Annotated in this window: 14 protein-coding genes; 9 read left to right on the top strand and 5 right to left on the bottom strand. The window is 67.1% G+C overall.

The genetic code is table 11. The features are described from left to right. Positions 1-19: 19 nt before the first annotated feature. The 5 genes from xrtA to VKN16_24950 form a co-directional block, all read right to left on the bottom strand. Positions 20-916 carry an exosortase A gene (xrtA, locus tag VKN16_24970; protein HME97473.1) on the bottom strand — a complete coding sequence of 299 codons (897 nt, stop codon included), beginning with the start codon at positions 914-916 and terminating at the stop codon, positions 20-22. Next, a complete protein-coding gene (locus VKN16_24965) occupies positions 913-1,734 on the bottom strand; it encodes a hypothetical protein (protein HME97472.1) in 822 nt (273 codons plus the stop codon). Before VKN16_24965 ends, xrtA begins: the two co-directional genes overlap by 4 nt. Positions 1,735-2,110: 376 nt before the next feature. Then, positions 2,111-2,503, bottom strand: coding sequence for a hypothetical protein (locus VKN16_24960; GenBank protein HME97471.1), 393 nt, complete (start codon positions 2,501-2,503; stop codon positions 2,111-2,113). A gap of 124 nt (positions 2,504-2,627) precedes the next feature. Next, on the bottom strand, positions 2,628-3,968 hold the full coding sequence (locus VKN16_24955; GenBank protein HME97470.1) for an ABC transporter ATP-binding protein: 1,341 nt from the start codon (positions 3,966-3,968) through the stop codon (positions 2,628-2,630). Between the two features lie 3 nt (positions 3,969-3,971). Beyond that, on the bottom strand, positions 3,972-4,859 hold the full coding sequence (locus tag VKN16_24950) for an ABC transporter permease (GenBank protein HME97469.1): 888 nt from the start codon (positions 4,857-4,859) through the stop codon (positions 3,972-3,974). 59 nt (positions 4,860-4,918) lie between these two features. Between VKN16_24950 and VKN16_24945 the strand changes: the two genes are divergently transcribed. The 9 genes from VKN16_24945 to VKN16_24905 are packed head-to-tail and all read left to right on the top strand — an operon-like array spanning position 4,919 to position 12,815. After that, positions 4,919-5,992, top strand: a complete 1,074-nt coding sequence (locus tag VKN16_24945; GenBank protein ID HME97468.1) for a glycosyltransferase — start codon at positions 4,919-4,921, stop codon at positions 5,990-5,992. Further along, on the top strand, positions 5,989-7,116 hold the full coding sequence (locus tag VKN16_24940; protein ID HME97467.1) for a methyltransferase domain-containing protein: 1,128 nt from the start codon (positions 5,989-5,991) through the stop codon (positions 7,114-7,116). Before VKN16_24945 ends, VKN16_24940 begins: the two co-directional genes overlap by 4 nt. Continuing rightward, on the top strand, positions 7,113-7,814 hold the full coding sequence (locus VKN16_24935) for a class I SAM-dependent methyltransferase (protein HME97466.1): 702 nt from the start codon (positions 7,113-7,115) through the stop codon (positions 7,812-7,814). The genes VKN16_24940 and VKN16_24935 overlap by 4 nt, the downstream gene beginning before the upstream one ends. Before the next feature lie 5 nt (positions 7,815-7,819). Then, on the top strand, positions 7,820-8,941 hold the full coding sequence (locus tag VKN16_24930) for a glycosyltransferase family 4 protein (protein HME97465.1): 1,122 nt from the start codon (positions 7,820-7,822) through the stop codon (positions 8,939-8,941). Next, positions 8,938-9,690, top strand: coding sequence for a nucleotidyltransferase family protein (locus VKN16_24925; GenBank protein ID HME97464.1), 753 nt, complete (start codon positions 8,938-8,940; stop codon positions 9,688-9,690). Before VKN16_24930 ends, VKN16_24925 begins: the two co-directional genes overlap by 4 nt. Continuing rightward, a complete protein-coding gene (locus VKN16_24920) occupies positions 9,690-10,244 on the top strand; it encodes an HAD-IIIA family hydrolase (protein ID HME97463.1) in 555 nt (184 codons plus the stop codon). The genes VKN16_24925 and VKN16_24920 overlap by 1 nt, the downstream gene beginning before the upstream one ends. Next, positions 10,241-11,221, top strand: coding sequence for a UDP-glucose 4-epimerase GalE (galE, locus tag VKN16_24915; protein ID HME97462.1), 981 nt, complete (start codon positions 10,241-10,243; stop codon positions 11,219-11,221). The genes VKN16_24920 and galE overlap by 4 nt, the downstream gene beginning before the upstream one ends. Continuing rightward, positions 11,218-12,207 (top strand): GHMP kinase, encoded by a 990-nt coding sequence (locus VKN16_24910; protein ID HME97461.1) that lies wholly within the window; start codon positions 11,218-11,220, stop codon positions 12,205-12,207. Before galE ends, VKN16_24910 begins: the two co-directional genes overlap by 4 nt. Continuing rightward, positions 12,204-12,815, top strand: a complete 612-nt coding sequence (locus tag VKN16_24905; protein ID HME97460.1) for an SIS domain-containing protein — start codon at positions 12,204-12,206, stop codon at positions 12,813-12,815. Before VKN16_24910 ends, VKN16_24905 begins: the two co-directional genes overlap by 4 nt. Positions 12,816-13,083 lie beyond the last annotated feature (268 nt).

Genomic DNA, 13,083 nt, shown 5'->3' with positions numbered 1-13,083 from the left:
ATCACCCGGCTACGTCGTGTCACGGCGAGGGCACCGGCGTGCGTGCCCGTCCGACGAGAAGCAGCAGGCTGTAGACCCCGGCGAGGCAGAGGAAGGCGAACGCATAGATGACGAGACCCGCAAACTCATGGAAGAAGCCGGTCGCGTAATCGACACCGAACTGCTGGCCGATGAGACCGGTGAGCACGACCCTGGCCGCATTGGCGAAGATCGTGATCGGCAGCGTGGAGGCTACGAAGACGAGCATCGGCCAGCCCACCGGCAGCAGGAGATAGGCCCAGGCCACCGCCGCCGCGAACAGGGCGATGAGGGACCGGATCCCGCTGCACGCCTCGGTGACGCCGAGGGTGAGCTGGGCCAGGTGGATTACGTTGCCATCCAGGAGAACCGGAATGCCGAGCAGGTCCAGCATCCAGGCCGCCTGCCGAGCCGCGAGGCTCTGCAGGGGGAAGGTAATCGCGTAGAAGATGACTCCGGGCAGAGGCACCATGAAGAACAGAAAGACGAGGGGAAACAGGACCCCGCGGAAGACGTGCCGGCCGAGATGGAACAGCACGAGCCCGGCCAGCACCACGATGAGCGAGCTTCGCATCAGGAAGTTGTCGGCGCCCAGATCCCCCACCAGCAGGATGCCGATGCCGCCCAGGATCACCGCGAGACCGATCAGGCTGCCGCGCGCCGGCAACCGCTGCAAGTATGCGCGCTGCCGCCAGACCAGGTAGAGGCAGAAGAGTGGGACCAGGAAACCGTGGCTGTAGTTGGCGTCGTCCCACCACTGGATGACGAGGGCCCGGAGGATCTTCCAGTAGACCGCGAGGAGTACCACCCCGATGAGGGCGACGACCGGGGCCGCCGGGCCCAGCCGGAAAGACCACTCCCCGGCTCCCGGCTCGCTCAGGCCATTGCCCACGTTCATGAGGCGCGCGACCGCCGCGTGAGCCACCAGCGCAGGTTGCCGCAGGTCGCGAGAGCTCGGCGAAGCTGCCTCACCACGAATGGGCGGCGAATGCGGCGATACTCCCGGATGCCCCGCTCCTCGCTGCGGATACCGTACCGCTCCTTCACGCGCTTCCACGTCGCGATCCGCTCGCTGGTGGGCGAAAGGCGATCGATCTCCCGGCCGCCCTTCGTGGAATCGTGCGGATTGAGGCACGTGATGGTGTCGACCACCGCGACACGGTCGCGCAGATCTTCACCCATCACGTCGAGAAACCACCAGTCGCAGCCCCAGCCGACCAGCTCGGGGTCGTAGACGGCCATGAACGCGTCGAGCTTGTCCTTGCGGAACAGTGGGCACGCCATCTCGATGAAATTCGTATAGCGGAGGCGCGTGTAGGGATTGACGCGCGTGATCGGCCAGCTGATCTTGCCGTGGGGATCGAACGCGGGCTGGAGCGCCCACAGATCGTAGCGGTCCCGAATGTCGAAGAGACTCGAGAGCGCCGAGCCCGAGATCAGCAGATCGTCGTCCATCACCAGAATCGCCGCGTACCGGTCGAGCAGCTTCGGCCAGGTGCGGTACGCGAACAGCAGATTCTGGAACTTGGACCCGCGCCGCTCGTTGTAGTAGTCCGCGCGGTCGCGAAATCGGCCGCGGGTCTCGCCATAGTAGGTGACCCACAGGTCGAAGTTCCGCCGGCCGCGCAGCCACCTGGGCAGGTTGCCATGATCCCCGACGGAGCTGAAGATCAGGTTCGGGTGGGTAGCCTCTACCGGGTGCTTCGAGAGCGTCATGACACACTGTGATCCAGCGTACCACGGTGCCATTCAGACGCTAAACTGGGCGAGGCGATTCGAGGCCACCAGAGGCTAGTCCCCCTCCAATGCCCGGCCTGTTCGGAATCATTCGAAAGACCGCCCGGCTATCACCCGAATCCATTCGGTCCATGACCGGCCGGCTGGGCTCGGCCATGCGGACGGAATCCCGAGCCCCAAGCCCCTTCGTGACCGGTCGGCACCTCGCATGGTTCGACGGCGAGGTGTCCCCGACCCCGGACGGGCCTGGCCGCGCCCCCACCGGGGGAGGAGATCGCTCGCCTGATCGAGGACTCCGGCCGCGCGTTCGAGTCTCCCGACCGCCGGCCTCATCTGTGGCCGGGTGCGGTTGCGGTCACCCGAGGGGGAGCTGCGCGAGGATCTCTGGCGGGATGGCTGCCGTCAATTCGACGATCTGTCCCTGCGCCGCATCACCGACGGGCTCTACCGGGCCGAATCTCGCGACGTCACCGGATCGCTCCTCCAGCGAAACATCGTCTTCACCAATCGCAACGTCGTGTTTCCGCGCGGCACCTGGCGAGCGGTCGGAGGATTCGACCCCGTCTATCGCCTTTGCAGCGATCTGGACTTCAACCTGAAGGTGGCTTCCCGAGCCCCGTACGCGGTGATCGACGAGGTGCTGTGCGATTACCATCAGCGCGCCGACAGTCTCTACAACCGAAGTCTCACGGTCGCGCCGAGCACCGCGACCGCCCACTTCGAGGCTTCGTTGATCCGGCTTCAGCACGCCCTGCGGATCTACGCACTGCGACACGAGGTCGGACGAGAGTGGTTTCGGCGAGGCTGGCGGATGCTCCCGAGGGACGGCCGACATCGGCGGTGGCGCCGGTGCGACCGGTCCTGCGCGCTCTTTATCCGGGGCGCCCCGCGTAGCTGCGGGTCCATTCCAGGCGAGGCCGAACCGCGCCCGCGATGCGTCCTTCCCAGTCGCCCCGTGCCGACCCGCCGTCGACGAAGTGAAGATTGTCGGTGACCTGGAACGCCACCGTATCCTTCACGTGGTAGACGTTCTGGTTGTGCTGGGCTGAATACAGGCCCGCGCCGATCAGGACCGTCCCTTCCGAGAGGAGATCGCGCGGTATCTGAACCGTACTCACCACCGGTCCCATCGGGCAGGGGCTATCCCGCCAGCCGGGCTTCATATCGAGCGACGTGAACAGACAAGCGCCCGAGTCGTTGAAGAACTCGCACCACGGCGCGAGCGGATACCCGGGCTTCAGCACCTCGTAGACGATCTCCACCGTCACCGGGTCGCGCACCTCCACGACCTGTGTCGTCTCCCCGGCCGCGTTGCACACCCGCACGCGTCGCAGCCGAACGATCTCGTTTCCCGGCGCGGTGGCGAGATCCGGCCAGGTTCGATCGGGTGCCGTGCTCAGGCTGGAGAGCATGTACGCGCTCGCCACCTCGGCCACCGGTCCGTCCTTTCGGATCATGCCGCCGTTGATCAGGATGGCGCGCTCGCAGAGCCGGGTGATGCTGGGCAGATTGTGGGACACGAAGAGGATCGTGCGGCCGTGCTCGCGGACGTCCTCCATCTTGGCCAGACACTTCCGCTGGAAGGCCGCGTCGCCGACCGCGAGCACCTCGTCGACCACGAGAATGTCCGGGTCCAGGTGCGCGGCGACCGCGAAGGCCAGGCGCACGTACATGCCGCTGGAGAAGTACTTGACCGGTGTCTCCAAAAACGCGTCCACGCCCGCGAAGGCCAGGATCTCGTCGAGCTTGCGGTCGATCTCGCGCTTCCGCATCCCCAGGAAGGCCCCGCTCAGATAGACGTTTTCGCGGCCGGTCAGCTCCGGATGAAACCCGGTGCCGACCTCCAAGAGACAGGCCACGCGGCCGTGGATCTCGACCCGCCCCACCGTGGGCTCGGTGATTCGGGAGAGGATCTTGAGCAATGTGCTCTTTCCGGCGCCGTTCGGGCCGATGAGGCCCATGATCTGCCCGCGGGGCACCGTGAAGGAGACATCGCGCAGGGCCCACACGTGGTCCGCCACCGCCGGGGCCGCGCCGCCTTGGGGGCCGGCAGTAGCCCGGGAACGGCGGGCGAGCGCGGCCAGCTTGGTGAACGGCAGCATCGCCCCGCGGACTATGGCCTCGCGGAGCATCGGATGGCCGATACGCCGGCGCGTCCCGAGGGGAAAGCGCTTGCCGAGTCCGTCGACCCGAACCGCGATGTCGCTCGACATGGATCAGACGATGTCCGCGAAGGAGCGCTCGACTCGGCGGAAGAAGAAGGCCCCGGTGATCAGGACGGTCAGCGTGACCACGGTGGAGGCCACGATAGACGCCGGCGCGGGAGGCTGCGTCCCGAGCATGGCCCAGCGGAAGCCATCGACGATGGTGACCATCGGGTTCAGCGCGTAGACCGTGTGCCAGGCGCCGGGCAGCAGACTCGAGGGATACGCGATCGGGGTGGCGAACAGCCAGATCTGAACGAGGAAGGGCACCGCGTGCTGAACGTCTCGGTATCGGACGTTGAGCGCGGACAGCCAAAGACCGACGCCGAGCGCGGTGAAGAACGCCAGCATGGCCAGCAGCGGGATCCAGAGCAGATGAGAGCCCGCCCGCAGGAAGCCGTACCACCAGATCATCGCGAGTAGCAGCGCGAAGGACAGGGCGATATCGGGCACCCCCGCGAGCACGCGGGCCATCGGGACGAGCAGCCGCGGGAAGTACACCTTGGTGATCAGGTGGCCGTTGTTGACGAGGCTATTGGCCGACTGGTTGACTCCCGTCGAGGTGAACGTCCACGGCACCAGCGCGGTCAAGGCGAACAGCGGGTAGGGCACGCCATCGGACGGCATCTTGGCGAGCTTGCCGAAGAAGACGCTGAATACGACCATCGTCATGAGCGGCTGGATGAGCGCCCACGCCGCGCCGATCGCGGTCTGGCGATAACGCACCTTGATGTCTCGCCAGATCAGGAAGTAGAGTACCTCGCGGTACTCCCACATCTCGCGCAGACGCAACGGCACCCAGCCCTTGGATGCCTCGATCACGGTGGTGACGGTGGGGGCGAGCGCGGCGTCTCCCGAACGAGCCAGGGAGCCGCGCTCGATGACCATGTTCTCGCTCATGCTTCGGGCGGCCTCACTCGAGTCAGTATACGGCCCGGGACGTGCATTACCAACATTGGATGGGCTACGAGGCGCGGCGCGGACGTCCGGGACGAGTTTCGACGTCGTCGGGATATGGGGTAGGATCGAGTGTCCGGTTTTGCGGGACCGGGCAAGCACTGACTCGAGGAGGAACGACTATTTCCGGGAAGTCCGCACCACGAATCAGTGCGACGATTTGCACACACAATCGTGCACAGTACCTGGGCAAGGCCCTGAAAAGTCTTTCCGACCAGACGCTACCCGCCACGGACTTCGAGGTGCTGGTGGTCGACAACGCCTCTACCGACGACACCGCCGCCCTCGTCGAGAGCGTGCAACCGATGCTGCCTTCGCTCCGCTACGTCTTCGAGGGCAGCCTCGGCCTCTCCCGCGCCCGCAACGCCGCGATCAGGGAGGCGCGCGGGGACTACATTGCGTTCCTGGACGACGATGCGGTAGCAGTTTCCGAGTGGCTCGAGGCCATTTTGACCGCTTTCGACACGGTCAAGCCGACTCCGGTCTGCGTGGGCGGCCGGATCGAGCCGATCTGGGAAGGTGCCCGGCCGAGCTGGCTGGCCGATACCCTGCTCGGCTACCTCACGATCGTGAACTGGTCGGACACGGCGATGACCCTCGATCCCTCCTGCCAGTACGTGGCGGGCGCCAACATGGCCTTCAGCACCGCGGCGCTCCGCCATCTCGGCGGGTTCAGTCCGAGCCTGGGCCGGGTCGGCGACAAGCTGCTCTCAGGGGAGGAGCTGCACGTTCAACGATTGCTCGTCGCGGCCGGCCACCAGCTGCACTACGAGCCGCGAGCCTCGGTCGGACATCACGTGCCGGCTTCGCGGCTGACGAAAGAATGGTTTCTCCACCGCGCTTATTCGGAGGGACTGTCTGCCGCCGTGATGCAAACGGTTATGGGTAACCGGCCCCGGCCTCGCCGCGCACAGATGGCGTTGCATTCCGCGATCGCCCTTCTGTTACACCCTCGGGAGTGGGCCGGCTCGGTCCTGCATACCGACGAGGCAGCAAGATTTGCCTGCCGCTGTCAGACCCTCCGGCGGCTGGGCACGATCTGGGGGCTGGTCGCCTTCTCCGAGGCGCGCGCGTGAGCCGGGATCAGGTCCACCTCACGGCCTTCGAGCCACTACTGGATATCCTCCGCTGCCCCCAGACGGGCAGCCCGCTCATCCTCACGAGCCGGATGGAGCTGGAGGCAGCGGCCGCGGGGGTGCCGAGCCAATCCGTTCCAGCCACGGCCGTCGGCGCCCTCGTCTCGCCCGGCTCCTCGCGGGCCTACCCGATCCTCGGCCAGGTGATCAGCTTTCTCGAAGATGACGTGCTGCGCCTGTCCGCGGCGGTCGAGCGGCCGGGCCGGGAGCAGACCGCGGATGCTGCCATCAAGCGCGACGTCAAGCGCTGGTACGACGAGTTCGGCTGGAAGCGCACCCAGAACGGACAGTACGGCGATACCGCGCTCTTCTCCCAACTCGGGAATAGCGCGCACGGCTTCTACGAGATGGCCTCTCACCTCTCGATCCTCCATCGCTTCATGGGCGGCGAGTTCCTTCTCGACGCGGCGAGCGGGGCTATTCCGCATCCGGAGTATCTCGCCTACGGATGGTTCTACCGCTACCGGGTGTGCGTGGACTTCTCGCTCACCGCGCTCCAGCAGGCCGCCGCCACGTTGGGCGATCGCGGCTTCTACTGCATGGCCGACATCTGCCGACTGCCGTTCCGCGATGACGTGTTCGACGGCGTCGTCTCCGGCTACACGATCCAACACGTCCCCGCCTCGAGCCAGGCTCAGGCTCTCGCCGAGCTATACCGCGTGCTGGGGCCCGGGCAGGTCTGCTGCATCCTGACCGATGCGCGACCGGCCCGCCTGCGTCCCGCGCTGGCTCGGCTGGCGGGAATGACCCGACGACGAGTGCGTCCACGGGTCGAGGCGCCGCGGACGCCGTCAACCGGGCCGTCGGCCCCGCCCCCGTCGCGCCTCTACGGACACGCGCCGACCGCTCGATGGTGGCGGCGCCAGTTGTCAACGCTGGGCTGCCTTTACTCGGTGAAGGCTTTGCGGATCCTGGCCAAGGACGAATTCGAGTCGTGCTTCGGCAATTCGCTCGGCGCGGCCAGACGGCTGCGTGTGCTCGAGACGGCGCTGCCCAGGGCGCTCGCCAGGTATTCTCGCTATCTCCTCGTCGAGATGTCGAAACGTGAAGGGAGCCAGCGATGACCCTCGACGACCTGCTGCGTGATCCGCCGAGGGTTCACGCCTGGGGGGCCCCCAACGAGCTGAGCTACTCCGGGTTCGCCCGAGAGTTCTACGCGTGTATGTCCGATCACATCGATGCGACGTCGTCCACGCTCGAGACCGGAGCGGGCATCAGCACGGTGGTCTTCGCGCTCCGACAGGCGCGGCACACGTGTGTCGCGCCGGACTTCCCCGAGCTGGATCGCCTGAAGACCTACTGCTCCGAGAAGGGAATCCCCATCGACTCGATCGATTTCCAGCCGATGCGGTCGGACGAGTACTTCCGCCTCTGGACGCCCCGCCGTCTCGATCTGGTCCTGATCGACGGCTGTCACGGCTTCCCGGCTCCATTCCTCGATTGGTTCCACATCGCGGTGAGCCTGCGGGTGGGAGGGCTCCTCGTCGTCGACGACACGCACCTCTGGACCGGAAAGATCCTGAAGGAGTTCCTGGAGACGGAGACCGGTTGGCGACTCGACCGCCCACACTCGACGAAGACCGCGGTGTTCCGGAAGATCGGGGAGTACGTGCCCTGGAAGGAGTGGACCGAGCAGCCCTATGTCTCGAGCCGCAGCGACGTTCGGCGTCCGCGGCACTCGCGCGTGCGGCTGGCGTTCGAGCTGGCCCGGCGGGGGGAGTACGCCACCTTGCTCCGCAAGGTGAGGAAGGTAATGTTTTGATCTCGGTGCTCCACTTCCTGAACACGCTCGCCCGGGGCGGCACCGAGGAGCACGTCTTGATGCTGCTGCGCGGGCTCGATCGCCGGCAATTTCGGCTCCACCTGGTGTGCACGCCCGAGGTGGCCGAGAAGCTCCGCGCGGACGTTCCCGCCGACGTGGAGCTGCTTCCCCTCCGTCTCCGCAAGCCGACCCAGGCCGCGAGCGCGGTGCGCCTGATGCACCTCATGCGCAGCCGTCGGGTGGGCATCCTGCACTGCCACCAGTTCTACAGCAGCATCTTCGCCGCGCCGCTGGGCCGGCTGTGCCGCGTGCCGGTCATCTTGGAGACGCCTCACGTGCGGGAGCAGTGGCGGCGGGGGTGGAAGGCGAACTACCGGATCGACCGCGTCGTCGGGCGCTGCGTCGACTACTACCTGGCCAACTGCCAGGCCAATGCGCGCTACCTGATGGAGGAGAAGGGCCTGCCCGCCGAGAAGGTCGAGCTCATCTATCACGGCGATGACCTGAAACGGTTCCATCCCGATCACCGGCCGCCCGCCGGCCTGCGGGAGAGTCTGGGATTCGGCCACGACGACCCGGTGCTGATCGTGCTGGGCCGGCTCGAGCCGCAGAAGGGGCACCACGTGCTGCTCGACGCGCTGCCGATGGTCCGGCGCGAGTTTCCCGCGGTGCGGCTGGTCTGCGTGGGCGACGGCTCCAGTCGCGGCGCCCTCGAGAATCAGGCGGCTCGCCTCGGGCTCCAGGACACGGTCCGCTTCGTCGGCCATCAATCGAATGTGGCCGACTGGCTGGCCCTGGGAGACGTGACCGTGCTCCCCTCCTTCTTCGAGGGGCTGCCGCTGGTGCCCATGGAGTCCCTCGCGGCGGGCCGGCCCGTCGTGGCCAGCGCGGTGGATGGCACCCCGGAGATCGTCATCTCGGGAAAGACCGGGCTCACGGTGCCGGCCGGGGACGTGGCGGCCCTCGGCGGCGCGGTGTGCGAGATGCTGCGGGACCCGGCGCTGCGTCGCGACCTGGCTCGGGCCGGGCGCGAGTGGGTGCTGGAGCACTTCACCGAGGAGCGGCTCGTCGAGCGAACCCAGGCCTTGTACCTGTCGACCTGGAAGGAGAAGACCGGGGCGCGATGAAGGCCATGATCCTGGCGGCGGGAGAGGGCACGCGGCTGCGACCGCTCACGCTCGACCGGCCCAAGCCGATGCTGCCGGTGGCGGGACGGCCCCTGCTGGAGCACATCATCGCCTGGCTGCGCCACCATGACGTCACCCGGATCGCGATGAACCTCCATCACCGTCCTCAGGTCGTGATGGACCATTTCGGAAGCGGCGCGGGCTTCGGCGTCGACATCACCTATTCGGTGGAAGAGGAGATCCTGGGCACCGCCGGCGGCGCCAAGCGCCTGTCGCCGTTTCTGGATGAGACGTTCGTACTGGTCTATGGAGACGTGCTGACCGATTTCGATCTGGGTGCCCTGATCGACTTTCACCGCTCCAGACCGCCGGCGCCTCATCTCAGCATCAGCCTCTACCACGTGCCCAATCCCTGGGATTGCGGCATCGTCGGCCTCGACGAGCGCGGACGGATCCTCAGGTTCGTCGAGAAGCCACGGAGGGAGGACGTCTTCTCGGATCTCGCCAGCACCGGCGTGCTCGTGGTCGATCCCGAGTTGCTGCAGTACGTGCCGGCCGGGTGCTTCGCCGACTTCGGACACGACGTCCTGCCCGCGCTGCTGCAATCCGGGGTGCCGCTTCATGGCTGGATCATTCCGGATTCGGCGTATCTGCTCGACGTCGGATCGCCCGAGCGCTATGCCCAGGTCCAGCGAGAATGGCCGACCGACGCGGCGCGAGCCTTCGTCCCCGCCGGAGGTGGCCGGTAGTGCGGGCCGCGGTATTCCTGGACCGCGACGGCGTCATCATCGAGAACCGGGCGGACTACGTGAAGTCCTGGGGAGAAGTCCACTTCCTGCCCGGGGCGGTCGGGGCCCTCCGGCGGCTCGGGCGCACCGGCCATGCAGTCGTGCTGGTCACGAATCAGTCCGCCGTCGGAAGGAGAATCATCACGTTGGAGGAGGCGCGGGAGATCAACCAGCGTGTGGTCACCGAGATCGAGGCGGCCGGGGGGCGGGTGGACGCCACCTACCTGTGCCCGCATCATCCCGACGACCGGTGCGAGTGCCGGAAGCCCGCGCCGGGGATGTTCCTGCAGGCGGCCCGGGAGCTCGATCTGGACCTGGCCGGCTCGTACGCGATCGGCGACGCCACGACCGACATGGACGCGGCCCGCTCGGCGGGAGTGCGGGGCATCCTGGTCCTGACCGGACGGGGACGTGAGCAGCGGGCCGGCCTGGCCGCGGGCGACCATCTCCTCTGTGTGGAGGATCTGAACGCGGCCGTCGACTACGTCCTCGGGCGAGCGGGAGTCCGGTCGTGAAGGTCCTGGTCACCGGGGCGGGCGGCTACATCGGCAGCGTAGTCACCGAGCAGCTGGTCGAGCAGGGCCACGACGTGGTCGCCCTGGACAGCCTCCTGCACGGTTTTCGCGCGGCCGTAGATCCGCGAGCCCACTTCGTCCAGGGAGATCTTCGCGACGGCTCATGGCTCGCGTCACTACTGTCGCGGAGCCCGGTGGACGCGGTGGTCCATCTGGCCGCGGAAGCGCTGATCGCCGAGTCGATGACGGACCCGGGACGCTTCTTCACCGCCAACGTCATCGGCGGGCTCAACCTGCTGGAGGCCATGACCGCATCCGGAGTGCGGCGCATCGTGTTCTCCTCGACGGCGGCGGTGTACGGGGAGCCGGTGAGCATCCCCATCGTCGAAAGTGCGCCGCACGCGCCGATCAACTCGTACGGCGAGTCCAAGCTCGCCTTCGAGCGGATGCTCGAATGGTATCGTCGCGCCGGCCGCCTGAAGTACGTGGCCCTGCGCTATTTCAACGCGTGCGGGGCGACCACGCGGTGCGGGGAGTCCCACCGGCCCGAGACACATCTCATCCCCATTTTGCTGGAGGTCGCGCTCGGACAGCGGGACGGCATCCGGCTGTTCGGCACCGATTACGACACTCCGGACGGAACCTGTATTCGCGACTACATCCACGTGTCGGATATCGCCCAGGCGCACCTGCTGGCCCTCCGGGAGGTCGATCGGATCGGCGGCCAGGCCTTCAACATGGGCAACGGCGCCGGCTACTCGAATCTGGAGGTCGTGAACACGGTGCGACGGGTGACCGGGCGGGACATTCCGGTCGCGGCGGAGGGCCGGCGGCCGGGAGATCCGGCTCGCCTCATCGCCAGTCACGACCGAATCCGGGCCGAGCTGGGATGGACGCCACGGTATCCTGGCCTCGGCGAGATGGTGGAAACCGCATGGGCGTGGCGCCTCGACCACCCGAAAGGCTACGAGGCATGATCATTTCGCGCACCCCTCTGCGCGTCAGCTTCACCGGCGGGGGAAGCGATCTGCCCGCCTTCTACCGGCACGAGCCCGGCGCGGTGCTCAGCACCGCGATCAAGAAGTACATCTACATCACGGTGAACCGGAAGTTCGATCATCGCATCCGGGCCAGCTATTCGATTACCGAGATCGTGGATAGCGTGGACGAGCTCAAGCACGAGCTGATCCGGGAGGCCCTCCGGGTGGTGGGAGTGGACAGCGGGATCGAGATCACGTCGATCTCGGACATCCCTTCGCAGGGGACCGGGCTGGGCTCGTCCAGCACCTACACGGTGGGCCTGCTGACCGCGCTCTATGCCTACATGGGTCAGCACGTGGGCGCCGAGCGGCTGGCCCGGGAGGCCTGTCGGATCGAGATCGACGTGTGCGGCAAGCCCATCGGCAAGCAAGACCAGTACATCGCGGCGTACGGCGGGCTGCAGCACATCCGGTTCAACCCGGACGAGAGCGTGTTCGTCGACCCGGTCATCTGCTCCCCGAACACCAAGCGCGCGCTCCAGGAGAGCCTGCTGCTGCTCTACACCGGCGTCACCCGCTCGGCCGACGACATCCTGCTCGAGCAGACCCGGAATACTCACGACGACGTGGGCAAGCGAGACGTCCTGCGTGCCATGGTGGCCCAGACCGAGGACCTACGCGCGGCCCTGGTCGCCAACGACCTCGGAGGGGTCGGCGAAGTGCTGCATCAGGGCTGGCTGGCCAAGAAGAAGCTGGCCAGCGGCATCACCAGCCCGCGGATCGACGAATGGTACGAGCGGGCCCGTCGTCATGGAGCCATCGGAGGGAAGATCACCGGGGCCGGGGGCGGGGGCTTCCTGCTGCTCTACGCACCTCCCGAGCGGCATCGAGCCATCCGAGAGGCGCTGCCCGAGCTGCCCGCGCTGCCCATTGGCTGTGAACCCCAGGGAAGCAAGATCATCTACGTGGAGGAGAACGGATGAAGCCCGACGTGGACGTACGCGGCACGGTGCAAGGATATCTCGGCCGACTGCGCGCTGCGCTAGATAGCCTGCCGGTGGACGCAGTCGAGGACATCGTCCATCGCCTGTATGCCGCCTACCGAGAGGGGCGGAAGGTGCTGATCGTCGGGAACGGGGGCAGCGCCGCCACCGCCTCGCACATGGCCTGCGACCTGGCGAAGAACGTCTTCGGTCAGTTTCCGGGGGACGCGACCCCCACCGGCCGCTTCAAGGTTCTGTCCTTGACCGACAACATCCCGCTGATGACCGCGTGGGCGAACGATGCCGGCTATGACCGCATCTTCGTGGAGCAGGTGCGGACCTTCACCGACCCCGGCGACGTGCTCATCGCGATCAGCGGGAGCGGGAACTCGCCCAACGTCGTCGAGGCGGTCAAGCTGGCTCGACGCCTCGGAGCCGAGACCATCGGCATCCTCGGATTCAAGGGCGGCAAGCTGAAGGACCTCGTAGACCGGGCGGTGATCGTCTCCAGTGACGACTACGGTCCCATCGAGGACCTGCACATGGCCCTGGATCACATCGTCACCACGTGCCTCCGGGACATGATCGCCCGCGACACATCGGGGTAACGCGCGGCCCTTCACGGGCGGGGCCGGGCGTCTCGGGCGACCTGCCGGTAGAGGCGACAATGGGGCAGCCCGCGACGATCGGCGAGGAGAGCGAGCCCCGCTTCGCAAGCCGACGACGATCACCGTCTTGCGTCCATGAGACGGAGGTCGGGCGGCCAGTTGCCGTCAGGGAGGATTCTCGACGAAGTGCGCGACCGGGTGCGTGCGTATAGAATGGTCCGAGGCTCGCGACTCCGCATGAATCGTACAGCACCGACCGGCCACGCGG

Source organism: Candidatus Methylomirabilota bacterium (assembly GCA_035315345.1).
In the GTDB taxonomy this organism is placed as follows: Bacteria; Methylomirabilota; Methylomirabilia; order Rokubacteriales; family CSP1-6; genus CAMLFJ01.
The sequence above is the reverse complement of the archived record's forward strand: the minus strand, read 5'-3'. Positions and strand labels throughout refer to the sequence as shown.

Coding starts and splice junctions, on each gene's coding strand:
- VKN16_24950 (HME97469.1), bottom strand. CDS start 4,859: ATGAGCGAGAACATGGTCATCGAGCGCGGCTCCCTGGCTCGTTCGGGA.
- xrtA (HME97473.1), bottom strand. CDS start 916: ATGAACGTGGGCAATGGCCTGAGCGAGCCGGGAGCCGGGGAGTGGTCT.
- VKN16_24965 (HME97472.1), bottom strand. CDS start 1,734: ATGACGCTCTCGAAGCACCCGGTAGAGGCTACCCACCCGAACCTGATC.
- VKN16_24905 (HME97460.1), top strand. CDS start 12,204: ATGAAGCCCGACGTGGACGTACGCGGCACGGTGCAAGGATATCTCGGC.
- VKN16_24955 (HME97470.1), bottom strand. CDS start 3,968: ATGTCGAGCGACATCGCGGTTCGGGTCGACGGACTCGGCAAGCGCTTT.
- VKN16_24945 (HME97468.1), top strand. CDS start 4,919: ATGGGCTACGAGGCGCGGCGCGGACGTCCGGGACGAGTTTCGACGTCG.
- VKN16_24935 (HME97466.1), top strand. CDS start 7,113: ATGACCCTCGACGACCTGCTGCGTGATCCGCCGAGGGTTCACGCCTGG.
- VKN16_24910 (HME97461.1), top strand. CDS start 11,218: ATGATCATTTCGCGCACCCCTCTGCGCGTCAGCTTCACCGGCGGGGGA.
- VKN16_24925 (HME97464.1), top strand. CDS start 8,938: ATGAAGGCCATGATCCTGGCGGCGGGAGAGGGCACGCGGCTGCGACCG.